A 24,216-nucleotide genomic window follows, 5' to 3' on the forward strand; every position below is an offset into this window, starting at 1 on the left:
CCGGGCGGCCGTCCTGAGAGTTGCCCGGGCGGCAGCCGTACTGGTACGAATCCGGTGGAGGCTCCGTCGAACGTCGGACATGGGCCGATCCGGCAGATGTCTGTCAACGGGAGAACTACTTCGAGCGAAGGCTTTTGCGTCGCCGCGGTTTTCTTGGAGGTATGAGATGCCGTGGGCAGTCGGAGGTACTCGGGTTCATCCTCCTGCTCGGGCTTGTGACCGCCGGCGTGACGGGCGTCGTCGTGCTCGGCTCCGAGGCCGTGAGCGACACGCGCCAGTCGATCACGAGCGGGACTGCCGAGCACGCGATGACGCAGTTCGACTCGAAAGCGTCACTCGTTGCCCACGGCGACAGCAGCTCCCAGAGCGCGACGCTCGCGGGGTCGTCGTCGGCCACCCGAACCGTCGATCCCGACCGCGGGTGGATGAACGTCACCATCCGTAACGAGAGCGATTCCGACCAGATCGAGGCACAGCTGATGAACGTCACCCTCGGCGCGGTCGTCTACGAGGACGGCGAGACGACGATCGCCTACCAGGGCGGTGGCGTCTGGCGGTCCGACACCGGCGGGAGCCAGATGGTCTCCCCGCCGGAGTTCCACTACCGCGGAACGACGCTGACGCTCCCGCTCGTCACCGTCGACGGCGATGGCAGCGTCAACGAGGACGTCCAGATCACCCAGAACGGGCCCTCGGAGAACGTCTACCCGAACGGGAGCTACTCGAACCCCCTCGAGAACGGCAAGATCGTCGTCGAGGTCCACAGCGAGTTCTACGCGGCCTGGGCCCGGTTCTTCAGCGAGCGAACCGGCGGGGAAGTCACGATCGACCACGAAAACGAGACGGCGACGATCACGCTCGTCACGCCCGCCGAAACGGAGCCCGTCGGTGCGGCACTCAGTTCGAGCGCGGCGGGCGACGAGCTGGAATTGTCAGGTGGAGGAAGTGGTGAGGATAAGCAGGCCTATGTCGACAGTTACAATTCATCAGGTGGAGGGAACTACAGCACCACCAAAACGGGGAACGGCACGGTCCGGGCCGCGGGTGACGTCGACATGTCGGGGAACGCGAAGATCCTCGGCAATATCCGCTCGGGTGGAAGCATTAGTCTGGGCGGCTCCGCGAACATCACGCGGACGGCGTACTGGACGACCGGATTCAACGTCAACGGGAACAAGGCGGAATACGGTGGCGAAGAGCAGATCAGCGGTGTCGAGGAAGCGAACGACGTCACGCCCTTCGTCAATAACCGGCTGGACAGTCTGGCCGAGGACAACGACAACGCGAAGACCTCCGCGATCGACACCAGCAGCGGCGACAGCTACCTCAACTTCTCCGGTAGCGATTCGGTAACGCTATCGGCTGACGACGGCACCAGGTACCATCTGAACAAGATCGATGCCGACAGCAAGGAGATCGTCATCGACACCAACGGGGAAGAGGTCGAGATCGCGGTGTCGGGCGGCATCTCGCTCGACGGCTCGACGATCCGGGTCGAGGGCGACGGTGTCGTCCGGTTCTACCTCGACGACGACCTCTCACTGTCGTCCGGCGCCGAGGTGACGGTTCCCGACGAGCGCTCGGAGGGGATGTGGATGTACGGCACGACGAACACGGACGTCAGCATGGAAGGGTCCTCGAGCGAGGAGAATCACATCCGCTTCGTCGGGGTCGTCTACGCCACGGGGCAGAGCGACTTCGACGTGAAGCACATGGACCTCTACGGCGGCGTCATCGCCGGCGACATGGACGTCGGCAACGGGGGGAGTATCCACTACGACGAGGCACTGGAAACGGCCCAGACCCTGCCCACTGACGCCGCGGTGCCGCGAGTCACGTATCTCCACATCTCGACGACAGAGATCCGCGTCGAAAACGACTGAGCGGTTCGCGGAAACGACATCGATCCGGGTTTGGCTTATAGAACGGTATTTCGGTGAAGGGGTCGACAGGAAGCCGGATCGCCCGGCCGGTCCGAGTTACCGTGAGGAGACGCGAACCCGCCGCGAGGTCGTCGCCACGGGGCCGGGAAACGTTCCGACGAGAATGCGGCACCCGACACGACGGTGACGACGCCGACCGCAATGTGGCTGGTCAGGAACTGAACTCGACGTCGATGACGCGTTTCGGGAGCGTGATGCTGTCAGTTTCGAACCAGTAGCTCACGTTGCCATCCGACGGATCGGAGTCTATCGCGTTCATCCCGCGCGATTCCATGTAGCGGCCCCACGCGTCGGCGCGTTCGGAGCTGATCGTCACCGTGACGTTCGCGCGAGCGGCGGAGCCGTTCGGCTCGAAGGAGCCGGTGACGCCGGGCGGGCGACCACGCCCGACGACGAGCATCGTTCCGGAACCACCGATCGACGTCTGGCCGTCCCCCTGAACAGTCAAGAGGAAGGGGATCACCGTCCGCTGTTCGTCGACGATCCAGTTCGGTCGCGATCGGATCACGGCATTGCCGCGGTCGCTCCGGACGATCGCGCCGAACGCCAGGGCGAACTCGGTCTCCTCCGTGGAGTAGACGATGGGCCGCGTCGAGGCGCTGAAGCTAGTGTTGCGACTGGTGTTGCTCGTATTTTCGACGTAGACGTCTATCGTCGTCGTGTCTGTCACCGAGAGCTGGCCGCCGGAGAGCTTGATCTCGGTCGCGCGACTCGGTGCGCCGTGATAGACGATGTCGTCGAAGTTGTCGTCGAGGACCTCGAAGGCGCGCTCCATGTTCGACGTCTGCTCGGCGTCGCGCGCGTCCTGCATCGCCGGGAACCCGACCGCGTAGACGGCGCCGATGGTCATCACGATCAGCGAGAAGACGAAGATGAACCCGAGCGTCTCGGTCTGTGCGCGATTCATGCCGAGCGCACCTCCAGTTCGCCGTCCGTGAGCACGATGCGCGCGTTGCCGCCGCGGAACGAGGTGTCGACGACGGGAGTGTCAACCGGCACAGTGACGGTTACGTCGACGTCGACGTTCCGCGCTTCGAGCCGGAGCGTCGCGGGATCGCCGTCCGAGACCGTCACGCGATAGCTCGACCCCGCAACCTGGCTCGGTGCCGTCAGTTCGACGCGAACCGTTTCCCCGCCGTTCGTCGCGAGCCGGTCAGCGGCGAGCATCTTCGAGGCGAACTGCTGGCCGATGACCTTCAGCTCCTCGTCGACGACGCTCTGCTGGCGACTCTCGACGGTCGAGCCGGCCGCCAGGATGAGTCCGCTCGCCAGCAACGCCGTTATCGACAGCGTCAGGACGTACGACAGCGTCGTCGAGACGGCGCGGTCGCCGTCCGTCGAGATGGTGCGGTCGTTACGCATCGGGCTCACCCCGCGCGACCCGCACGGTCGCTCTGTACTCGAGATCCGGCGAGCGGTAGGTGAGCTCCAGGTGAACGCTGTAGACGGCCGGGACGAAGCGCGGCGACGCGGTCGAATCCTCCAGGAGGAGGTCACCGATGTCGAGGCCGTCCTCGGTGCCGTTCACCGTGACCTCGTAGGTCCCGTTGGCCGCGTCCCCGTTCGCATATTGAAGGGTGTACGGATCCGCGATCGACTCACCCCAGTTCAGCCCGGGGCACTCCTCGCCGTTGATCGTCCCCGCCGTGAAGTCTATCGTCGCGTTCGTGGTGCTGACGGAGCACACTTCCTCCGCGTTAGCGGCGTTCACACCACCTGGCTTGACGGCGAGGGCTATGTCGTTCGTCGTCCGGTTCTCGTAGACGTACGCGTGCCATTCGTCGCCCGAATCTCCATCGAGAACGACGTGGAACGCGCCGTCGCTCGACGCGTTGGACGCGTTGGTGAGGACCAGACGGTCCTGCTCGACGGTCGCGACGTAGTTGCGCGTGTCCGTGACGTTCCCAGCGAGCGTCCAGTCCGTCGATCCGTCCTCCGCGGTGAAGTTCCGGCTGCTGTCGTTGTGGATGATAAGTCGCCCCTGCGAGTACGACGCTGCCGAGAGGTTCATCGACGCGATGATGCCGTTCTCCAGCCTCGTCCGTTCGAGCTGTCCGTTCAACACCTCGACGCTCGCCGAGACGTTCGATCGCACGTTGTCGTACGTGTCGTACTCGTTGGCGTTCTCGCGGTCGACGACGCCGCCAACTCCGTCGACGACGGTCGCCTCGTACGCCAGCACCTCCTCGTCGCCGACGTCGGGGTCGCGCGTCGCGAGGTTCTCCGTGTAGATAGCGGCGTTGACCAGCAGGACGAGCGCGATGAGCGCGACGCCGAGGATCAGCGCCGTCACGAGGACGAGCTGGGCTCGCTCGACGTCCGGGCCGTCGCGGCCGCGCGGAAGCCGTGACATTATATCCGCCATACGACGATGCGCACCTCCATGACGTTGAACAGCTCGCCGTCGGGGTCGACGTCCTCGGCGTAGTAGTCCCCCTGCGCCGACGCGTTCGCGACGGTCCGGTTCGTACCCTCGATAGTATCGTCGTCGAAGAGGACCACCGTCCGCGACGCCGTCGCCGCGTTGTCGCTCGGCGTCCCCATGTCGACCATCGACACCGTGTTCCGGCTCTCGTCGGGCGACCGGTAGACGACGTCGACGTTGAACGCGATGTTCCCGTCACCGAACGTCTCGTTCAGCGCCGCCCCGAACGGGGTCGGCGGGCCGCCGTTCGAGAACGTGCCACGGGGGCCGGAGTCCCGAAACTCGTTCCGGCTCGTGTTCCAGTACAGGACGGCCGGCTTCAGCTCGCCCTGCTCCGCGAGCGTCTCCAGCAGGCTCTCGCTGATCGCCATCTGCTGGTTCTCGATCTGCTGGTTCGACGTACTCGCGGACAGCGGCGTGACGGCCGTCGCCTGCAACGCGAACGCGACGGTGCCGAGGATGACCAGCGAGGCGACGAACCCCTCCAGCGTGTGTGCTTGCGCCCGCATCGTTACCACACCCTCACCTTCAGGTAGCCGCGGGTGTCATCCAGCAGGACGACGCGCTTCGCGGAGACGACGTTCGCCCCCGGACGCGGCGTGCCGCCGGCGGCAAGCCGGGTGTTCGCGTCGCCGACCTCCCTGATCGTGCCGTTCCCGTCTCTGATAGTGACGTTGAACGAAACCCCGGGGCTCGACACGTTCAGCGCCGCCGGCAGGTCCTCCGCGTCCATCCCGAACCGACAGCCGTCCGGCGCGGCCCCGTCGGCGTCGAAGAAGCCCTCCGTACAGGTGGCGTTGAGCGAGTACGCCGTTGGCGCGTCGATGAGCATATCCTGGGAGAGCTGGTCCGCGCTCCGGTCGGCGATGAGCGGGCGGTCGCTCGGCTCCGCCGTGAACGGGCCGACGATGGAGGGGATGAAGGCGAACACGAAGCCGACGACGATGAGGAAGCTGGCGACGCCGACGGCGTAATCGAGCGTCGTCTGTCCGCGACCCCGGGCGTCCCCGCCGCCGCTGGTTCCTGCCGCCATCATCCGACGTACACCCACGCTCCGAGTGCGAGCGTCATCAGGATCACGACGAACTTCACGCCGGAGATGATGTCCGCGCTGCGGATGTAGCCGCTGATGAAGCCGGAGAGGATCGCCTGCAGGGTGACGGCGTGGAAGAACAGCATCGACAGGAGGTCCGGGTCGACGCCGCCGCCGAAGTCCGGCCCCTGGCTGCTGGCGCTCCCGCCGCCACCGCCCCCGCCGCCGGCCTGCGAGGTGAGGTCGGCCATCACGTCGATGAACTGCGTCTGCAGGATCGCCATCACGCCGAGCAGCGTGACGTACGTCATCAGGATGATGGCGACCTGCATCCGGGTCCGGGAGATGCGCTCGCGCTGGATGTCGTCCTGGTTCTCGGAGGCCTGCGCCGCCGTTGTCAGGACGTCCGTGATCTGCGAGGACGCCTCCTGCGCCTCTGAGATGAGCTTCATCGTCCGCGCGAGCCGCGGGATCCGGTAGCGGTTGTTGAACTCGACCATCGCGTCCCGGAGGCTCATCCCGTAGTCGACCTTGGCGTACATGATCTCGAACTCGTCAGCGAGCTTGCCCGAGGAGGTGTCCGCGACTGTCGATATCGACTCTAACAGCGTCTGGCCCGTGTCGTTCGCGGACGAGAGCTTCCGCAGGTTATCGGAGAGCTTCCCGATGATCGCGTTCCGGGAGCGCTCGTGCCACTCGTGGAAGAACGCCAGCGGCACGAGGGTGAGGTAGATCGGCATGTACACCCAGATGAACGTGCTCCAGATCGGTCGCGAAACCCACGCATCCAGGGACAACGGTGCTTTCCCCGAGAGAAACGCCACCGAAACGAGCACGGTCGCAGCCGGCACCGTCAGCGCCAGCGAGTACAGCGGGTTCTCCTTCAGGAAGATGTGGGGCTCGGAGAGCAGCTGTCTGGTCTTGTAGCTCCCCTCACGGCTCTTGATCCGGTCGAAGACGCCGAACTTCCCGACGAAGCGCTCGATGAGCCCGAGGTGGGACAGCCCGCCCTTGCTCGACTCCTGCAACCGGGCGCTGCCCCCTTTCGGCTGGAGGACGCCGTCGCCGGGCTCGTCTTGCTTGACCGTCGAGACGAGGACCAGGAAACCGATGCCCGTCATCGGGATAAGGACGTAGACGGTCCCGTACAGCAGCATGTCCTGCCCCTGGCCGAGCATGCTCATGATGACGAGGATGATGATGAGCAGGAGCGGGAACAGCGAGAGCGTCATGTACATCTCGCCGAACAGCTCCAGCGTCTCCAGCGTCATCTCCTGCTGCTGTTTGGCGGTCCGCATGTGCTTGTCCTTCTTGTCGTTGAGGAACTGCTCCATGTCACCGCCGGAGTTGACGATGGAGAGCATGTCCGTCAGGAACTGCGAGAGCTCGTCCGACGGCGTCTCCATCGACTGCTTGCGCAGCGCGTTCCGGTAGTCGGTGCCGAAGTACTCCGTCTCGTTGACGATGCTCTGGAACTCCTTGGCCACCTCGCCGTACGTGTCCTCCGCGCCCGCCATCGCGCGGAGGATCTCCAGCTGGTTGAGCCCGCCGACCGAGAGCGCGTACATGAACGAGACGGAGTCGGCAAGGAGCATGTTGATCTCGCGTTCGCGCGCGGACGAACGGGAGTACGGCACCGCCAGGAGCCCGCCGAACCCGAGCGCGAAGCCGATGCTCCCGAAGACGAGCCCGCTGACGAGGACGGTCGACGGCACGACGAGCGCCCGGAGCTGCTGGGCGACGGCCTCGTTCGGCGCGGGGATCCCGATGGAGAACGCCTCCGGGGAGACGAGCCCCAGCGCGAAGATCGAGTAGCCGACCAGCGTGCCCAGGATCCAGAGGAAGAGCCCGACGATGAGGCCGATCCCGATCGCCCGCGACATGTACAGCTCGACCGTGTCCGCCATCCGCGACTCCGTCAGCTTCGTTTCGACGTCGGCGACGAAGTCGCCCTCGGGGTCGAACAGGAGCTGGAAGACCGGGTAGAACAGGTCCGCGAGGAAATCCGAGTCCCCGGATCCGCCACCGAAGCCGGACTCGAGACTCATCGCTCAGTCACCTCCGGACACGTAGCGACAGTGATCGCAACGGCGTCCGTGTGGAAGGTCGGTGCCGACATCCTTACTCCTCCTCGTCGGCGACGTCGCCGAAGCCCCACTCGTCGATGTCCGGTTCCTCGTCGGTGGTACCCGTGTCGCCCGTGTCGCCTGTGTCGCCCGCTTCCTCCCCAGCGCCGTCCGCATTGGTGTCTCCGGACTCCTCGTCGGGTTCCCCGATCGTGAACGGTTCGGGCCCGTCGCCCTCGTAATCCGAGGGTTCGGACGTCGACGCGTCGTCGGGATCGGCTGGCTCGAACGGGTCGGACTCCGCGGGGGTATCGAAGGCGTCGTCGGACTCCTCGTCGGCGTCGAGAACAGGATCGAACTCCGTGTCGCCGCCGATTATCGGGTCCGCCTCCGTCGACGCGTCGCCACCGAATTCGTCTGGCGACGTGAAGGGGCTATTCGCGTCGTCCTCGACGTCGCCCTCGTCGGTCGCCGGTGTCGAGTCCGAGGCTTCCGCCGAATCGGCGGCGTCCGCTGGGCCCGTCGCGTCCGCCGAGTCCGTAGCATCCGCCGAGTCTCCGGCGTCCGCGGAGTCAGCTGTGTCCCTTGGCTCCGCGGACTCGTCCGGCGCGTCTTCGCCGGACGCCAGCTCCGGCGTCTCGTCGCTCGCCTCGATCGAATCCCGCTCGGGCGGGACCGGCTCCTCGCCGGCGGTCGGGTCGGCGCCGCTGGGACCCTCTTCACCCGGCTCTTCGCCCGGCACCGGCTCCTCGTCGGCGAGTTCCTCGAGCGCGGGGCGGTCCGCCGTCGGCTCGGCCTCGACGTCCTGTTCCGGTTCGAGGTTCAACAGCGCCTTCGCGACGGACTCCGGCTGCTCGCCGCGGTACTTGTCGAAGAGGTCCTGGGCGTCCTCGAGGATCTCGGCCGCCTCCTTTTTCCCCTCCGCGTCCGGCTCCGGCCGCGGGACCATCTCCTCTTTCTCCTGATCGACGTTGATCAGGACCGACTCCATCTCGCGGAGGTCCTCCAGGGACCGTTCGAGCCCGTCGTTGGCCATCAGCGCGAGGATCGTCTCCGGGTCGTTGATGAACGCCTGGAACGTCGCGGCCACTTGCGCGTACGTGTTGAGTCCGCGGTCGATGAGGTACGCGAGGATCACCTGCCGTTTGAAGATCTCGTCGTCGAGCGTCTCCTGGTCCCACCCGCGGTCGAACTTGATCTCCTCCAGCGTGCTGGAGTCGCCCATCTTCAGGAACTCGTCCGTCTCAGCCTGCCACTGGAAGACGTCCTGGACGTTGATCTCGTCGTTCTCGGCGTCGTAGTGGTTGATCTCGGTGATCGTCTTCGACCGCCGGACCTTCTTGCCCTGCACGCGCGTCGACGACTGGATCGAGACGAGGTCCAGCGCCGTGAACATCGTCTTCGAGACGTTGATCGGTTCCGTGGTGAACCGCTTCAGGACCTCGCCGACGGAGTCGGCGTGGAAGGTCGTGTACGTCGTGTGTCCCGTCGACATGACCTGGAAGGCCGTTCGCCCCTCCTCGCCACGGATCTCACCCATGACGATGTAGTCGGGGCGCTGACGGAGCGCGGCCTCCAGCAGGTCGAACTCGTCGACGTCGCCCTTGTCGCCCTCGGTGAACGACGGGCGCGTGACGGAGGCGATCCAGTTCCGCTGGGGGAGCTCCACCTCGCGGGTGTCCTCGATGGAGACGATCTTCGAGTTCGACGGGATGAACAGCGAGACGGCGTTCAGGCTCGTCGTCTTCCCTGACGCGGTACCGCCGGCGAAGATCAGGCTCTTGTGGTTCTCGATACAGAGCCAGAGGAACGCCATCTCGTCCAGCGAGAAGGTGTTCCAGTTGATGAGGTCGATGGGCGTGAACGGGACGTCCTTGAACTGGCGGATGGTGTAGTTGGTTCCGTGGTCGGAGACCTCCCGGCCGAGCGTCAGCTGGGCACGGGAGCCGTCCGGCAGGGTACAGTCGACCTGTGGCGACCGCTTCGAGATGCCCTTCCCCGACCGCTGGGCGAGCTTGACGACGAAGTCGTCGAGCTCCTCCTCGCCGTGGTAGATGTTCGTGATGATCTGCTCGTAGTCGGAGTGGTAGACGAAGACGGGGGAGTTGTACCCGTCACACGAGATGTCCTCGACGTTGATGTCGTACTTGACGGGGTCGACGCGCTCGTAGCCGACGAAGTCGCGCTTGAGGAAGTACAGCAGCTTCTCGACCTGGTACTCGTTGAGCTCCTCGGGGTCCTCCTCGAGGACGGCCCACTCGGGTCTGGCCTCGATCCCATCGAGCCCGCTCTGGTCCTCCCACGGTGCCTCGTACCCCAGCGTCTCCGCGAGCTTCTTCCCCATCCCCTCGGTCGGGTCGATCCCGAACTTGTCGACGAGCGCGTTGCCGAGCCCGGTCGTGCGCTCACGCGAGTAGAGGTCGTATCGCTCCAGCAGTCGGTAGGTCTCGTCGTCGATGACGGACCGGCGGTGGTCCTCGTCGCCGCCGGCGATGGACTCGTCGGAGTACTTGATCGAGGTCCGGAGCTTGCCGGTGAGGTACTCCTGCAGCTCGTCCTCGATCTCGTTCATGTACGGCTGGATCGCGTAGTACTTCTTCTCGTTCTCCTTGGTCGAGTGGAAGATGACGACGAACGAGTAGGGCTTGTTCGCCCAGTAGCGCTCCTCCTCGCGGAAGTGCGACTTCTTCTCCAGTGGCACCGCCTTCTCGAGGTCGTAGCGGTTCACGAGCGTCGAATTCCCGGCGGCGTCGGTGAAGAACTCGTCCTCGTCCAGTTCCGGGTTGACGTCGACGGTCCTGTCGTCGACGACCTCCTTCAGTTCCTCACAGCGCTGTCCGGCCTGGGCGAGGGTGTTCTCCGTCAGGTCGGCGTCGAAGCCGAGCGCGTCCGACCTGTCGAACGGTTCGATCTCCCCATCGCTGTCGCGCGGGCGCGACCCGTCGTCCTCGTAGTAGTACTCGTGTTTGTAATGTTCCCAGAGGTACTCGCCTTTCGTGACCGGCGTCGTCTCCGGGTCCACGTACGACTCGAAGTACTCCTGGAACGACTCGGCACGGCTGCCGGCGCGACCGACGACCTCGCCCGTTTCCGTCGGGTGAAACCCGAGGAACTGCTCGGGGTCGACGGCGGTTCGGTCCCAGTCGGCGGCGGTGAGCCCAGCACTGCCGTCGCCCGGTTCCTCCCCCCAGCGGTCGCTGCCCGGCGCCGCGTCGAACCGTTCGTAGAGCGCGTCCGCATCCGACTCGTGCCCGTACTCACGCAGATAGTCGTCCCACGTGTACTCCCCGACGGTTGCGCCGCCGTCGGGGAACCTGCCCGTTTCCTCGCCCGGGGCGTCGCTGGCGTCGGCGTCGCCAGCCGCCGTTTCGCCTTCGAGCTCCGGGGTCTCGGAGCTATCGGCGTCCTCGGTAGCCATTACCGGAACCATTCGTTCGGCAGTCAAAAAGGCTTCCACCGTATCACCATGCCTCCTGACACGAACGGAACCCCTGCCGACCGACCCCAGCTGGCTCAATACCACGGCGAAACGACACCTCGTTTGCCCGAGGGCCAGGATTTATCAACTGAGTCTGGTTTAGGAGAGATACAGTTACGCTACCGAAGAGATGAGCGACAGCAGCCAGTCACTGATCGCGACGCTGTATGCCATCGACGTGGACAGCGAGGTCGTTGTCGAAACCGAAAGCGGCGACCGAATTACCGGGAAACCGTCGCGGATCGAACGCGACGAGGCCGGCGTTCGCGTGGAGCTCTGCCCGTACGACGGAAACGCCCCGCAGTATCGCGTTCGTGCGGATCGGACCCCTCTCGGCTGGCGGGCCATCACGGTCGAGCGGCGACCGCTACACGGCGACTGGAGCGAATGCGGACGACTCGCCGACCTGGTGGTCTGAGTATGCCGGTGAACACTCCCGGTTGGAGGAACGACCACCCGGAGAAGAACTCGCGAGGGCCCGGCACCGCAAGCGGCCTTTTAAATGTCGCGTACCGCCCCGGTCATAATCCAGAGACGGAAGGTGTTTCTCGATAACAGCTATGTCCGAACGCGCCGAGAACCAGGCCGACCCGGATGGGACTGATAAACCGGTGACCTCCCTCTTCGAACTCTATCGGAACCCGACCGCGGCACCGCTGGCTACCCTCGCGGCGACCGTCATTCTCGGGGCGTTCGGCTACCAGGCCGTGATCACAGCTCGAGCGACGTCGTGGTGGATGGGCGGGGTCGTCCTCCTGACATGCTATCTCGCGTATCGAATCGCCAGGGTCGGCTGGCGCTTCGAGAACGAGTTCGTCCGTGCCGAACTGCGAGCCGAATGCGTCGACGTCGACGACGCCGCGAGCGGGCATCCCGCGGACGACTAGCGTCGACCGCCGTCGCCGTCACCCTCGATAGGGAGTGCGCTCCCGCCTGTATCGCTGCGCGTGCCTGGCAGGGTTCGACTCCCGTTCCCCGGTGCTGTCGCTCACGGACAGCTCGCGACGGCATGGGCGTGGTGGAATTCGAACCACGGTCGTTCCGTTCGCTCCGCTCACTCAACTCTCTGATTCGAATCCCATTCCGGTTCGTTCCACGGTTCGCTCCGCTCACCGTTTCACTGCACGGGCGTGGTGGGATTCGAACCCACGATCTAGAAGTTAGGAACCTCTCGCCCTGTCCACTAGGCCACACGCCCAGGGGTGGTGTGAGGTATCGCGAGAAAACGGCCCGGGACGGCAGTACGCTTACTTCTCGGTCGCTTCCTCGGTTTCCGATTCGGAGTCGGACTCCGACTCGGACGTCGAGGATTCCTCGGTCGTGGACTCCGCGGAGGTCGAGTTCTCCTCCTCGGTCTTCCCGTCGCGCATTTCCTGCAGCTCTTCCTCTACCTCCTCGCGGCCTTTCTTGAACTCGCCCATCGCTTCACCAGTCGAGCGGGCGAGCTTCGGGATCTTGTTCGCACCGAAGAGCAGCACCAGCACGAGCAGGATGATGAGCAGCTCCGGGCCGCCGGGAATCGGGCCGAACAGTGGAATCGCGGTTACCATCTCTACCTCGCAGTAGCCCGGTCCCAATTATATGCTTTTTGCCTTTCGCAGTGGGAATCAAAATCCGGGGAGAGCCGTCCGTCCGTTCGAAATCCGGCGATTCGATCCGGCTTCGCCGAAGCCGAACGCCGGCCGTCCAGCAGGTTTCCCCTGTCGAAACGCTGAAACGCCGTTCGCACGATGACCGCGTATGGTTGCCACAGGCGACGACGCACCGACCTTCACCGCCGCCGTCGCGAACGGCGACATCGAACGGTTCGACCTCGCGGAGCACCTCGGCGACGGCCCGGTGGTGCTCGCCTTCTATCCGGCCGCGTTCTCGAACACCTGCACGGACGAAATGTGCACCTTCCGCGACGAACTGGACCGGTTCGCGGACGTCGGCGGGCAGGTCTTCGGGATCAGCACGGACCTCCCGCACGCGCAGCAGGCCTACCGGCAGCAGTACGACCTCCCGTTCCCGCTCGTCGCGGATCCGGACCACAACGCGATCGAGGCGTACGACGTCATTTCGGACTTCGCCGACCGTGGCGTCGAGGTCGTCGCCCAACGGTCCGTGTTCGTCGTTGACAGCGACGGCATCGTGACCTACCGCTGGCTCGCGGAACACCCCGGAAAGGAACCCGATTACGACGCAGTCGCGGACGCCGTCGCCGACGCGGTTTGAATATCGGTTTTTTAAGTTGGATTTCGCGGAATCAGTCGTTTCTTTATATACCACTCGGCGTGCGCAGCGAGCCGCAGCCACTGAGACGGTTGCTTTTATATGTAGTCTGGTATCTTTGCTCGTGACACCACTCAGAATGCCTTGAAAGCCCCAGCCGCTGAGCGGTCGCGCTGCTCGCTGCGCTCCTCACCCGGCTCACTCGCTACGCTCGTTCGCCGGGTTGCGGTGCTTACGTCGCAGGGCGTCCCGCGCAGCGGCTGCCCCTTTCAGTCCCGCCCGAGAGTGGTAGCCGGGCGTCGCGACCGGCGGTTCTTCGGCGGACGACGCTCGCCGGTTCCCCAGCGAGCGGTGCGGCTGCGGTTGGCGCGCGCGAGCAACGCGTGCGAGGGAGGCCGGTGGCGCGCCGCGCGGTGCGTGGCCGGCGCGCCCCGGCCGAGGCTGGGGAGGACTGAGGTGTTGCGGTTGCTGTGCGGTGGCGTCGCGATCGCGGTGCTGTTGCTGTCGCGGTTGCGGTGCTGTCCTGGTGGACTGAAAGGGCGATGGCCGGTCGCGGTGTAACGGAGTCGCTGCACCGACCTCTATCCACGGCGGGCGGTGCTGAGAGCCGTGGATATGTCGTGCAGCGACCGCGAGCGGCCGAGGGCTTTCTGGGTGTCTGCGTTGCTGTCGAGACTAGCAGCGTCTACACCTGTACAGCCAGTTTATAAGCAAGAGCGGCCGAGGGCTTTCTGGACGTTTGCGGTGCTGTCGGGAGCGAAACCGTATCACCTGTTCAAACCATTTAAAATAGCTGAGGAATATCCGAACTGGAACCTCGGCGACAGTAGAACCCCCGAAAGAGAAACCTCGATCTGGCAGTTCTCAAGAAAACGTCGCGCAGTTACAGCTCGACGCCGGAGGGGATCAGGCTCTCGCCACGCAGCAGATTGCCCTCGGCGTCGTAGACGAGGAACGTGCTCTTGTCGTAGGCGACGAGTTCCTCGCCGTCGACGACGATCTCCACGCGGTAGCGGCCCTCGTCGTCCGCCGACTGGCCGTACTCGCGGGCGGCGTGGATGAAGCGGAGGACGTCGTCTGCCTCCTCGTTCAGTTCGAGGATGAAGTCGCCCGTGACGCGGTTCGTGACGCCCACGACGCCCGCGGCGTCGGCGTCAGTGTCGAGCGACTCGCGGAGCCGGAACGCGACGTCGATCTCCTCGGCGTCGAGGAGATCGTCGTCGTGACCGGCGAACTGCTCCTGGAGGAGCCCCTCCGGACCGTGGAAATCGATCCGGACGAGCGGTTTCCGGGGTTCGCCACCCTCACGGACCCAATCCACGTTCTCGACCGCCAGATCGAAGTAGTCGCGCCGCATTAGATACGCGAATCTTGGCAGCGCTAATGTATGAACGTAACGCCCTCGGCGGTTGGTGCGACTCGAGCCACCAGCTCCCCGGCTCGGCCACGAAGCCCCCTTTCGCCGTCGTCGCCGACGGCATCTTTTATAAGGCCGCCCGGCTCCCTCCCTGTATGGTCTGGGTACGGTCGGAGTACGCCGGTGAACTCGCCGTCGTCTCCGCGTGGCTCGCGGCGGTCGTCCCGTGGAACGTCACCTACGCGTCCGCGGAAGGGCTCCCGGGGAAGATCCTCTATCTCCGCTTCCCGTTCTTCGAGGTACAGTACCTGATCGACTTCGAGATCAACGAGAACCAGTTCTTCCTCAACACGATCGGCGACGCGGTGAGCCAGCAGATCGGCCAGGGGGTCTTCGTCGCGTACGCGACGTGGCTCGCGGGCGCGGCCCTCGTCGGCCTCGCCGTGCTCGTCTCGATCGCCTACTACCTCGAGGAGGAGCGCGTCGAGGCCGGCCCGGTCGACCCGGTCCTGCTGATCGGCGGGCTCCTGACCGTCGCCGGCGTCGTCCTCGCGGTCGCCTCCTACCTCTTCGTCGCGCGCGGGATCCCGGGGTACCCGCTTCCCGTGGGCACCGTCCTGCTGCTCGTCCTCGGCGGAACCCTCCTGCGAGTCGACCAGCGGGAGGACGTCGATCCGGAGAGCGTCGACACCGAGGCCTGACGCGGCGGGCCGACGCCGGGACCGAACGCGGCGGGCCGACGCCGAGGCCTGACGCGTCGCGTTCGGTCATCACCCGTCGCCGCGGGGGCGATTTTAAGTCGGTCCCTCCACGAAGGAAGCACAACCAAGCGATGTCGGGTGATACCCGTGGGACGACCGGCGAGGAATCCACGTTGGAGACGCTTCGCCGCCGTGCCGTCCGAACGTGGGAGATGCTGCGTGGGTCCGACGTCGACGTCCGACCGTTCCGCCCGGACGAGGACGGCCCCCTTGCCACGTTCGATCCGCCGGAAGACCAGGAGGAGGTCGACCGCTACTGGGTGAACGCGCCGTACGCGTACGTCGTCATCACCTACGACACCGAGGAGAGCGAGCACCGGTACTACGCCGTCGAGCCGGAGATGGACGATTTCGAGCTGACGCTGCTCCGGCGCATCGTCGACGACATCCGCGACCCGCTGCTCTACCGGGAGGGCGTCGGCAACACGACCGAGGAGACCCTCAAGGACGAACTGGAGTCGCTGCTGGAGCAGTACGGCGTCGACGCCGGGATGGACACGTTCCACACCCTGCTTTACTACCTCTACCGCGACTTCCGGGGCTACGGGAAGGTTGACCCACTGCTAAACGACGGTCACATCGAGGACATCTCGTGTGACGGGTACAACCTCCCCATCTTCGTCTATCACGACACCTACACCGACGTCGAGACCAACGTCCAGTTCAGCGAAGAGGAGCTCGACAACTACGTCATCCGTCTGGCCCAGCAGTCCGGCCGCCACATCTCCGTCGGGAACCCGATCGTGGAGACGACGCTCCCGGACGGCTCCCGCGCGGAACTCGCGCTCGGCGAGGAGGTGACCCCTCGCGGGTCCGCATTCACGATCCGCCAGTACGCCGACGAGCCGTTCACCCCCATCGACCTGATCAACTACGACACCTTCTCCATCGAGCAGATGGCGTACTTCTGGCTCTGCATCGAGCACAACAAGAGCCTCATCTTCGCCGGCGGGACAGCCTCGGGGAAGACCACGTCGATGAACGCCGTCTCGATGTTCATCCCGCCACGGGCGAAGGTGCTCACCATCGAGGACACGCGCGAACTCTCCTTATACCACGACAACTGGCTCTCCTCGGTCACACGCGAGCGCCTTCACGAGGGGACCGACATCGACATGTACGACCTGCTCCGGTCCGCGCTCCGCCACCGGCCGGAGTACATCATCGTCGGCGAGGTCCGTGGCGAGGAGGCCGTCACGCTGTTCCAGGCGATGAACACCGGCCACACCACGTTCTCGACGATGCACGCCGACTCCATCGAAACGGTGATCAACCGGCTGGAGAACGAGCCGATCAACGTTCCGCGTGCGATGGTCCAGTCGCTGGACATGCTCTCGATCCAGACGCTCGTGCGCCAGGGCGACGAGCGCGTCCGTCGGGCGGAGGTCATCGGCGAGATCGGCGGGATCGACCAGCGGACGGGCGAGCTGGACTACTCCTCGGCATTCCGCTGGCGGCCGGAGTCGGACACGTTCGAGGCGAACGACTCCGAGCTGCTCTCGGAGATCCAGGAGGACCGCGGCTGGAGCCAGTCGAGGCTTCTTCGCGAGATCGACCGCCGCGAGCGGTTCCTCGAGCTGCTCCAGTCGCTCGGCGTGACCGGCTACCGCCGGTTCACCGCCCTGGTCAACGAGTACTACGCGGACCCCGAGCGGGTGATGGACAACCTCGAGGCGGAAGCCGAGTCGTCATGATCTGGCTGCTGCCGCTCCTCGTCGCGGTCGGGCTCTGTGCGGTCCTCGTCGTGCCGCTCGTCAGCCACCGGGCCAACCTGTTCGTCTCCCGGGTCGCGCTCTCGGTGTTCGGGGACTACGTCGCCGACGAGAGCCCGCGCAAGCAGGAGCAGCAGTCGGCGATGCGGGCGGCCCACACGGGCGGCACCCACCGGGTGTACGCGTCACGGACCCTCCTGTACGCCGGGGTCCTCGGCGTCGCGGGCAGTATCCTCGGGATCTACGTCGCCGGCGCGTTCCTCATGGTGATGCAGGTCAGCGTGGAAGCGATGCGGATGGTCCTGCCGTCGGCGCTCCACTTTCTCTCCAACCTGGCCCGGATCGAGCAGCTCGGTGCGGGGCAGATCTTCGTCCTGCTCCTCTTCTTCTCGGCGACGGTCGGGTCGCTGCTCGCGTTCGGTACCTACTACGCGCGCTGGGAGATCCTGAACCAGCGGGCGTACGCTCGCGGCTCGGAGATCGAGGCGTCGCTGCCGCGGACGGTGGCGTTTACCTACGCGCTGTCGCGGTCGGGCATGTCGTTCCCGGCGGTCATGGAGACCCTCGCCGAGAACGAGAAGGTGTACGGTGAGGCGGCCAAAGAGCTGAGCGTCGCCGTCCGCGACATGAACACCTTCGGCACCGACGTGCTCACGGCGCTCCAGCGCACCTCGGAGCGGACCCCGAGCGAGAACATGGAGGAGTTCGCGGAGAACCTCGCGAGCGTCCTCGGCTCCGGGCGGTCGATCTCGGAGTTCCTCCACGACCAGTACGAGCGCTACCAGGAGGAGGCCGAGGCCCAGCAGGAGCAGTACCTCGAGCTGCTCTCGACGTTCGCGGAGGCGTACGTCACCGTCCTCGTCGCCGGCCCGCTGTTCTTCATCACCATCCTCGTCGTCATCGGGCTCGTTCTCCAGGACACGCTGCCGATCCTCCGGATCGTCGTGTACGTCGGCCTCCCGCTGGCGAGCGGGGCGTTCATCGTCTACGTCGACAGCGTGACCGGGACCTATCGCGGGTCGAGTGGATCGGCGGTCGAGGGCGAGGGGATCGAGGAGGGGGAGTTTACCCTCCCCGACGGCGGGTACGGACCCAACCACGGGCCCCGCGACGTCGGCGACGAGTGGCTGGCGAGCCGCGAGCGGCTCGCGGAGTACGACCGACTCAAACAGGTCCTGCGGTGGGCCTCGCGGCCGAAGGAACTGGCCTACAGCGCGCCGGAGGTGTCGTTCATCGTCACCCTGCCGGCCGCGTTCCTCTGGATCGCCACGACGGCGACCCCGGTCCCGACGGACTCCGTCGTGGCGGCCGTACGCCGACTCGACAGCCCGTTCGTGCAGGCGACCATCTTCGTGCTCGGCGTCTACGCGCTCGTCTACGAGCTCCAGAAGCGCCGGACGCGCAACGTCGAGGCGGCGGTCCCGGACTTCCTCGACCGGCTGGCCTCCATCAACGATGCCGGGATGACCGTCGTCGCCAGCTTCCGCCGGGTGACCGGGTCGGACCTGGGCGCGCTGACGCCGGAGCTCGAGCGGACCTGGCGCGACATCCAGTGGGGCGCCGACGTCGAATCCGCGCTTCGTCGCCTCGAGCACCGCGTGGATTCGGCGATGGTCTCCCGGTCGGTCGCGCTCATCGTCAACGCGATGCAGGCCAGCGGCGACATCGCGCCGGTCCTGAACATCGCCGCCGACGAGGCGCGCGCCTCCCGACAGCTCCGGAAGGAACGGCGGCAGGTCATGCTGACGTACCTCATCGTCATCTACATCTCCTTCCTCGTCTTCATCGGCATCATCGCCGCCCTGACGGTCGCGTTCATTCCCGCCGTCGAGGAGGCTAGCCTCGGGGCCAGCGCGGGCGGCGTTCCCGGCGGGGTCGGTGGCGGGATCACCGAAGGACTCGGGGATATCGACGTCGACGCCTACGAGCTGATCTTCTTCCACGCGACGATCGTTCAGGCGACCTGCTCCGGTCTCATCGCCGGCCAGCTCGGCGAGGGGACCGTCCGGGACGGCGTGAAACACAGCGTCATCCTCCTGATCCTCTCGTACGTCTCGTTCATCTTCATCGGGCTGGTCTAGCGACGAACTCGGCCACCGGAGGGCCTCCTCCCGCGTTCCGAGGGCTCCCGCGTTCCGCGACCTCTTTGTGCGCCGGCGTCGAATCGGGAGGCATGGACCCGTCGCCGGCGCGGACGTACGACCGCATCGCTGGGCACTTCTCGAAGACGCGGGAGTATCCCTGGCCGGAGGTCGAGACGTTCCTCGACGGGCGGTCCGCGGACCGCGCGCTCGACGTCGGCTGCGGCAACGGTCGGCACACGGAGCTGCTGGCCGACTGCGCGACCGAGGCCGTCGGGCTCGACGCGAGCCGCGGGCTGCTGGCGGAAGCCACGTCGCGGGCGGCAGAGCGCGACTTCGGCGTCGCGGCCGCGTTCGTCCAGGGCGACGCCGCGACCCTGCCGCTGGCGACGGACGCGTTCGGGCTGGCGACGTACGTCGCGACGATCCACCACCTTCCCTCCCGGGAGGCGCGCGTTCGCAGTCTCGACGAGCTGGCGCGCGTCCTCGACGCCGACGGCGTCGGGCTCGTGAGCGCCTGGAGCACGGCCCACGAGAAGTTCGACCGCGAGGAGGGGTTCGATACGACCGTCGACTGGACGCTCCCGGGCGGCGAAACCGTGCCGCGCTACTATCACATCTATCATCCGGACGAGCTGCGGGCGGACGTCGCCGACAGCGACCTGGACCTGTCCTCGCTGTCGATCTCGAGCGGGAACTGTTACGCCGTCGTGCGGCCGACCGCGGAGAGTTCTCAGCAGTGATACTCGCGGCCGAAGCTTGAGGTACCCCGGTCGGCCCCTTCGAGGTAATGGTCGATTCGGACCGGTCCCTTCGCGAGCTGCTGCCGGCAGTGATACGTGAGAACAGGCTCCTGAAGTTCGGGCTCGCCATCGGGCTCGTCGTCGTGCTCATCGGCGGCGTCGGTGCCGTGACGTACGTCGAAACCACGGATCATCTCGAATCCGCGGCGGAGTCGGACTACACCGCCGTCGCCGAGCTCGGGGCGACGGAGATCAGCGCCTGGCGCGGGGACCGCAAGTCGTACACGAGCAAGGTCGCCGACAGTTACACGCTGTTGCAGGGTGGGACGTCGGCCCGGCAGTACCTGAACGACAAGCTCGAGACGGCGCCGGACGACGTCGTGGCGCTCCACTACGTCCGGAGCCGGGACAAATCCGTCGTCGCCTCCACGACGAACTCCATGGAGGGGACGACGTACGACCCGGACTGGCTGAAACGGGGCGAACACCTGCAGGACGGCGTCTCCGTCTCGGTTCCGCATCACCGGAACGGGCAGCGCCGCGTCGCCTTCGTCACCGAGGCCGGGTCCAGTCACGTGCTCGTCGTCGAGACCCACTTCGAGCCGGTTCTCGACGGGGTCCGGACGCCGACCGACGGGTCCTTCGTCACGATCGTGGACGAGAGTGGCCGGGTCCGCGCGGCCGACCGCGCGGACGTAGTCAGCTCCGAGTATCAATCGGAGGCGACCTGGGCGGCGATCTCGTCCGGGTTCGACGGGAAAACCGGCTTCGTCGCCAACTCGAAAGGCGATCTCGTCGAGGAGGACTACCTCATCGCGTACACTCAGGTTCCGAACACGAACTGGGTGCTGACGATCAACGTGCCGGAGTCCGAGGCGTACGCGCTCTCGGGGACGATCGCGGGATACCTCCTGCTCATCGTCGCGATCAGCATCGTCGGGCTCGGCGCGTTGGGCGTCGGCCTCGTACGTCCGACGGTCCGAGAGCTGGACCGCCTGGGAAACCGAGCTCGCGAACTCGAGCAGGGGAACCTCGACGTCGACCTCGAGACCGACCACGAGGACGAGATCGGCCGCCTGTACGCCTCCTTCGGAACGATGCGCGACTCCTTGCGGGAGCGGATCGCCGAGAGCGAGCGTGAACGCGAGCGGGCCCGCGAGGCGAAGGCGGAGAGCGAGGCGTTCGCGGAGCGGCTGGAGACCCGGGCGGGGGCGTTCGGCGACACGATGGCCCGATGTGCGGACGGCGACCTGACGGCGCGGCTCTCGGTCGAGCCGGACGACCCCGACGCACTCAGGGAGGTCGCGGACTCGTTCAACGAGGCGATGGCGGAGCTTGAGGCCACCGTCGCGGAGGTCGACGCCTTCGCGAGCGAGGTCGCGGCGGCCAGCGAGTCGGTCACGACGAGCGCGGCCCAGGCCGCCGACGCCGGCGAGGAGACGAGCGCCGCGGTCGACGAGATCTCCGCCGGGGCCGAGGAGCAGAGCGAGCAGCTCGCGGCCGTCGCCGGCGAGATGGAGGACATGTCCGCGACGATCGAGGAGGTCGCCGCCTCCGCGGACCAGGTCGCGAGCACCTCCCGAGCCGCCGCGAGCCTGAGCGAGGAGGGGCGAGCGGAGACCGGCGAGGCGGTCGCGGAGCTCCACGACATCGAGTCGCGGAGCGAGTCCGCGGCGGAGACGGTCCGAGAGCTCGAATCCGAGATGGAGGAGATCGGCACCATCGTCGACGCGATCACGGACATCGCGGAGCAGACCAACATCCTCGCGCTGAACGCCTCCATCGAGGCCGCCCGCGCCGGGGAGGCCGGCTCCGGCTTCGAGGTCGTCGCCGAGGAGGTGAAGTCGCTCGCGGAGGAGACCCGCGACTCGGCGGGCGAGGTCGAGACGCTCATCGCGGACCTCCGCGAGCAGACCGACGAGACGGTCGCCGAGATGACCGCGATCCGCGACGGCGTCGCCGAGGGGGTCGACACCGTCGAGAACGCAGAGGAGACCCTCGAACGGATCACCGAGCGCGTCGAGGAGGCCGACGACGGCGTTCAGGAGATCTCCAGCGCGATGGACGCGCAGGCGAGCTCCGTCAACGACGTGACCGGCGCTGTCGACGACCTCGCCGGGATCAGCCAGCAGACGACCGCGGAGGCGTCGACGGTCGCGGCCAGCGCCGAGGAGCAGGCCTCGACGCTCGGCGACGTATCCGCGCAGGCGCGCGACCTCTCGGACCGGGCCGCCGACCTGCAGTCGCTCGTCGACGAGTTCGACGTGGAGGCCGAGAGCGTGGACGTCGACGTCGCCGCCGACGGTCTCGAGAGCGATTCAGCCGTCGACAGCGACGGATACGCCGTCGGGGACGGGGGATCGACCGAGTTCGACTGGGCCGACGGCGAAGAGTAAGGCCCTTATTGGGGCGGTGATTTTGTCTACGTGCGCACCGGTGGTCTAATGGCAAGACCTTGGCCTTCCAAGCCAATGATCCGGGTTCAATTCCCGGCTGGTGCATTTTCCGAACGAAGTGAGGAAGATCGCCGAGCGGGATCTGTACCCTGAAAGTCGCAGCCCGAACCCGTCCGTCGAAGACGCAACGGAAGGTCCGGACCGTCTTTCTCCGGTTCAATTCCCGGCTGGTGCATTCTCCTAACCGGTAGTCGGAACTACGGTTTCTTTATTCAGAAAAGGGCTGAAACAGCCAGCACAATGTGACTGCTTATCGTTCGATAATTGGATGTAATTTTATATAGTCAAGGGGGCTACAATTGTTATGGGAGCCACCCGAAACACGAATGTCCGATACCCCGGTGGCCGCCGAGCGGCTTGGGGAGCACTCGGATTCATCATCAGCTACGTTCTCTGTTTGCCGGTGGCCATTATCAGGGGACCTCAATTGTTTAAGAACATAACTGTCTCCGTTCAAGATGAAACATTCCCGCTTAGCGATTTCGTGGCACCGGACCAGATCGCAGAGTGGGTTATCGCAGGTGGGTTGTTTTTCAACGCACAACTCGTACCGCTGTCGATCCCGATTGAGTATAATTCGCGCTCGGTTTCTGTGTGGGTTAACCTACTCATTGAAAACGGCGGTATCTATCTCATTGTCTTGCTAATCCCCGCGATTGTCTACGGTATTACGGGGGCATTAGCAACCCGTGACGAGGATACGACTAATCCGATCCGCAGAGCAAAACGCGCTGTCCTCCAATTCACAGGGTGCTTACCGTTGACTGTGATTGCCTTGTACTTGTTTAGTTTTCCCGTATCAGAGATGAGCGGAGGACCCGTCTTGCTGTGGGGACTCGTTATCGTTGGATTCCTCTATCCTGCATTATTCGGTGCTGTTGGAGGATATATCGCGGTTAAACGGGGGATGTAATGTGGGTTGGATGGTGATTGGTCGTGCGTTCCTCCGTTATACGGTGGTGTATGCAGGTACAATCGTCGGAGCCACAGCACTTGTCCTCCGAAACGAGTTGGCTATGCTCGGTATAGTTGGAATTGGGTTCTTTGTTCTCATGGTTGCTGGGAAAGGTGTTGGAGGAATTCAGTCTAGCACAATCGGGACAACCGCTGAATCCGCAATGTTCGAGTCAGGGAATATCAAGGCAGAACCCGCGAAGTCTATTCCGGGGGATGAGAAGCTGCTGTTATTTGGATGTGGGGTCGTTCTTCATGGATTTGCTGGACTAGTGCTGGTTGGGGAGCTGCTGATATAATCCACCAGATATCAAAACAGGACAATCAGCGCGCCTCTGACAAATGATTAAGTTGGCCCTCGGTTAAGAACCTCCGCAATTTATTCCTCAAGTAACCCGAGGAAGGTAATTTTCTTGGAGATAGGTTAATCAGGGTTAGACTTTACCTCAGCGTTTGACGACATATCCTCTACCTGCTGTCCGTAAAACTCTAATCCGAACTCCGCTGGTGCAGCGCCTGCCAAGCCAAGTAGAGCAAACTGTAACGAGGTGGCTGCAACGGTTCCAAGACCGACTGCGAGTGCAAACCATGACTGTACAATAAACAAATTGGAGGAACCGTTGATCAAACCAATAGCGAGCAACCAGAATAGATTGCCGACAGCTCCTCCCACCGCAAAGATACTGATTACCAGCGAATAGTCTTGTCCCACGTCGAGGTTCTTACCGAGCATGAATCCAAGGACCGTGATCATCGGAACTGCCAGGAGGAATGTTATTGTCTGACTCGCCATCGAATAGAATTGAATGGTCTGTCCGGTGGTTTCGAGATGTGGAAACCAGTGAACACCTCCTCCTCCCTGCTGAAGCGCGTTTGTGAATGCAGAGATGGTATATTCCAGTAGTGGTATGACAATTGCAAGAACAGCAGTCAATATCCCGGCTATTTTGACGTTCATGATTCCTCATTTAATTAGGATATATGAATAGATTG

21 protein-coding genes and 2 tRNA genes are annotated in these 24,216 nt (G+C 65.0%); 12 read left to right on the forward strand and 11 right to left on the reverse strand.

The window, feature by feature from the left end:
* Positions 1 to 161: 161 nt before the first annotated feature.
* Complete coding sequence (locus tag ACQE3M_RS07845) at positions 162 to 1,883, forward strand: DUF7289 family protein (RefSeq protein WP_430505040.1); 1,722 nt, start codon at positions 162 to 164, stop codon at positions 1,881 to 1,883.
* A 211-nt stretch (positions 1,884 to 2,094) separates the two neighbouring features.
* Here ACQE3M_RS07845 and ACQE3M_RS07850 read toward each other — a convergent pair whose 3' ends face one another.
* The 7 genes from ACQE3M_RS07850 to ACQE3M_RS07880 form a co-directional block, all read right to left on the reverse strand.
* Complete coding sequence (locus ACQE3M_RS07850) at positions 2,095 to 2,850, reverse strand: DUF7289 family protein (protein WP_430505041.1); 756 nt, start codon at positions 2,848 to 2,850, stop codon at positions 2,095 to 2,097.
* Entirely contained in the window at positions 2,847 to 3,305 is a 459-nt protein-coding gene (locus tag ACQE3M_RS07855) for a DUF7266 family protein (protein ID WP_430505042.1), read from the reverse strand. Before ACQE3M_RS07855 ends, ACQE3M_RS07850 begins: the two co-directional genes overlap by 4 nt.
* On the reverse strand, positions 3,298 to 4,296 hold the full coding sequence (locus tag ACQE3M_RS07860) for a DUF7261 family protein (protein WP_430505043.1): 999 nt from the start codon (positions 4,294 to 4,296) through the stop codon (positions 3,298 to 3,300). The genes ACQE3M_RS07855 and ACQE3M_RS07860 overlap by 8 nt, the downstream gene beginning before the upstream one ends.
* Positions 4,296 to 4,877: a DUF7288 family protein gene (locus tag ACQE3M_RS07865; protein ID WP_430505278.1), complete on the reverse strand. Its 582-nt coding sequence runs from the start codon at positions 4,875 to 4,877 to the stop codon at positions 4,296 to 4,298. The genes ACQE3M_RS07860 and ACQE3M_RS07865 overlap by 1 nt, the downstream gene beginning before the upstream one ends.
* A gap of 2 nt (positions 4,878 to 4,879) precedes the next feature.
* The gene (locus ACQE3M_RS07870) at positions 4,880 to 5,401 is read right to left on the reverse strand and encodes a DUF7287 family protein (protein WP_430505044.1); all 522 of its coding nucleotides are present in this window, start codon (positions 5,399 to 5,401) and stop codon (positions 4,880 to 4,882) included.
* The gene (locus ACQE3M_RS07875; RefSeq protein ID WP_430505045.1) at positions 5,401 to 7,449 is read right to left on the reverse strand and encodes a type II secretion system F family protein; all 2,049 of its coding nucleotides are present in this window, start codon (positions 7,447 to 7,449) and stop codon (positions 5,401 to 5,403) included. The genes ACQE3M_RS07870 and ACQE3M_RS07875 overlap by 1 nt, the downstream gene beginning before the upstream one ends.
* A 73-nt stretch (positions 7,450 to 7,522) precedes the next feature.
* Positions 7,523 to 10,885: an ATPase, T2SS/T4P/T4SS family gene (locus ACQE3M_RS07880; RefSeq protein WP_430505046.1), complete on the reverse strand. Its 3,363-nt coding sequence runs from the start codon at positions 10,883 to 10,885 to the stop codon at positions 7,523 to 7,525.
* 190 nt (positions 10,886 to 11,075) lie between these two features.
* On the opposite strand from ACQE3M_RS07880, the gene ACQE3M_RS07885 reads away from it, so the two are divergent.
* Both ACQE3M_RS07885 and ACQE3M_RS07890 read left to right on the forward strand, forming a co-directional pair.
* Positions 11,076 to 11,363, forward strand: coding sequence for a hypothetical protein (locus tag ACQE3M_RS07885; protein ID WP_430505047.1), 288 nt, complete (start codon positions 11,076 to 11,078; stop codon positions 11,361 to 11,363).
* A 142-nt stretch (positions 11,364 to 11,505) separates the two neighbouring features.
* Positions 11,506 to 11,832: a hypothetical protein gene (locus ACQE3M_RS07890; RefSeq protein WP_430505048.1), complete on the forward strand. Its 327-nt coding sequence runs from the start codon at positions 11,506 to 11,508 to the stop codon at positions 11,830 to 11,832.
* Between the two features lie 238 nt (positions 11,833 to 12,070).
* On the opposite strand, the gene ACQE3M_RS07895 is transcribed toward ACQE3M_RS07890, so the two are convergent.
* Positions 12,071 to 12,143, reverse strand: a tRNA-Arg gene (locus tag ACQE3M_RS07895).
* A 49-nt stretch (positions 12,144 to 12,192) separates the two neighbouring features.
* Positions 12,193 to 12,495: a twin-arginine translocase TatA/TatE family subunit gene (tatA, locus tag ACQE3M_RS07900; RefSeq protein ID WP_430505049.1), complete on the reverse strand. Its 303-nt coding sequence runs from the start codon at positions 12,493 to 12,495 to the stop codon at positions 12,193 to 12,195.
* 190 nt (positions 12,496 to 12,685) lie between these two features.
* On the opposite strand from tatA, the gene ACQE3M_RS07905 reads away from it, so the two are divergent.
* Complete coding sequence (locus ACQE3M_RS07905) at positions 12,686 to 13,162, forward strand: redoxin domain-containing protein (RefSeq protein WP_430505050.1); 477 nt, start codon at positions 12,686 to 12,688, stop codon at positions 13,160 to 13,162.
* Positions 13,163 to 14,042: 880 nt separating this feature from the next.
* Here ACQE3M_RS07905 and ACQE3M_RS07910 read toward each other — a convergent pair.
* Positions 14,043 to 14,516, reverse strand: a complete 474-nt coding sequence (locus ACQE3M_RS07910; protein ID WP_430505051.1) for a DUF5793 family protein — start codon at positions 14,514 to 14,516, stop codon at positions 14,043 to 14,045.
* Positions 14,517 to 14,671: 155 nt separating this feature from the next.
* Here ACQE3M_RS07910 and ACQE3M_RS07915 point away from each other — a divergent pair, with 155 nt between their 5' ends.
* The 8 genes from ACQE3M_RS07915 (at position 14,672) to ACQE3M_RS07950 (ending at position 23,522) form a co-directional block, all read left to right on the forward strand.
* Positions 14,672 to 15,217, forward strand: coding sequence for a DUF7549 family protein (locus ACQE3M_RS07915; RefSeq protein WP_430505052.1), 546 nt, complete (start codon positions 14,672 to 14,674; stop codon positions 15,215 to 15,217).
* Positions 15,218 to 15,348: 131 nt separating this feature from the next.
* The gene (locus tag ACQE3M_RS07920) at positions 15,349 to 16,971 is read left to right on the forward strand and encodes a type II/IV secretion system ATPase subunit (RefSeq protein ID WP_430505053.1); all 1,623 of its coding nucleotides are present in this window, start codon (positions 15,349 to 15,351) and stop codon (positions 16,969 to 16,971) included.
* Positions 16,968 to 19,070: a type II secretion system F family protein gene (locus tag ACQE3M_RS07925; protein ID WP_430505054.1), complete on the forward strand. Its 2,103-nt coding sequence runs from the start codon at positions 16,968 to 16,970 to the stop codon at positions 19,068 to 19,070. Before ACQE3M_RS07920 ends, ACQE3M_RS07925 begins: the two co-directional genes overlap by 4 nt.
* Positions 19,071 to 19,162: 92 nt before the next feature.
* Positions 19,163 to 19,813, forward strand: coding sequence for a class I SAM-dependent methyltransferase (locus ACQE3M_RS07930; protein WP_430505055.1), 651 nt, complete (start codon positions 19,163 to 19,165; stop codon positions 19,811 to 19,813).
* A gap of 47 nt (positions 19,814 to 19,860) precedes the next feature.
* On the forward strand, positions 19,861 to 22,209 hold the full coding sequence (locus ACQE3M_RS07935; protein ID WP_430505056.1) for a methyl-accepting chemotaxis protein: 2,349 nt from the start codon (positions 19,861 to 19,863) through the stop codon (positions 22,207 to 22,209).
* A 34-nt stretch (positions 22,210 to 22,243) separates the two neighbouring features.
* A tRNA-Gly gene (locus tag ACQE3M_RS07940) sits at positions 22,244 to 22,314 on the forward strand.
* Positions 22,315 to 22,573: 259 nt separating this feature from the next.
* Entirely contained in the window at positions 22,574 to 23,182 is a 609-nt protein-coding gene (locus ACQE3M_RS07945; RefSeq protein ID WP_430505057.1) for a DUF7978 family protein, read from the forward strand.
* Between the two features lie 13 nt (positions 23,183 to 23,195).
* Positions 23,196 to 23,522 (forward strand): DUF8070 family membrane protein, encoded by a 327-nt coding sequence (locus ACQE3M_RS07950; protein WP_430505058.1) that lies wholly within the window; start codon positions 23,196 to 23,198, stop codon positions 23,520 to 23,522.
* A 125-nt stretch (positions 23,523 to 23,647) separates the two neighbouring features.
* Here the strand turns inward: ACQE3M_RS07950 and ACQE3M_RS07955 are convergent, their stop codons facing one another.
* Positions 23,648 to 24,181: a hypothetical protein gene (locus tag ACQE3M_RS07955; RefSeq protein WP_430505059.1), complete on the reverse strand. Its 534-nt coding sequence runs from the start codon at positions 24,179 to 24,181 to the stop codon at positions 23,648 to 23,650.
* Positions 24,182 to 24,216: the final 35 nt, after the last annotated feature.

The organism is Halosubterraneus shenae, from assembly GCF_050510935.1.
GTDB lineage: Archaea > Halobacteriota > Halobacteria > Halobacteriales > Haloferacaceae > JBDGPU01.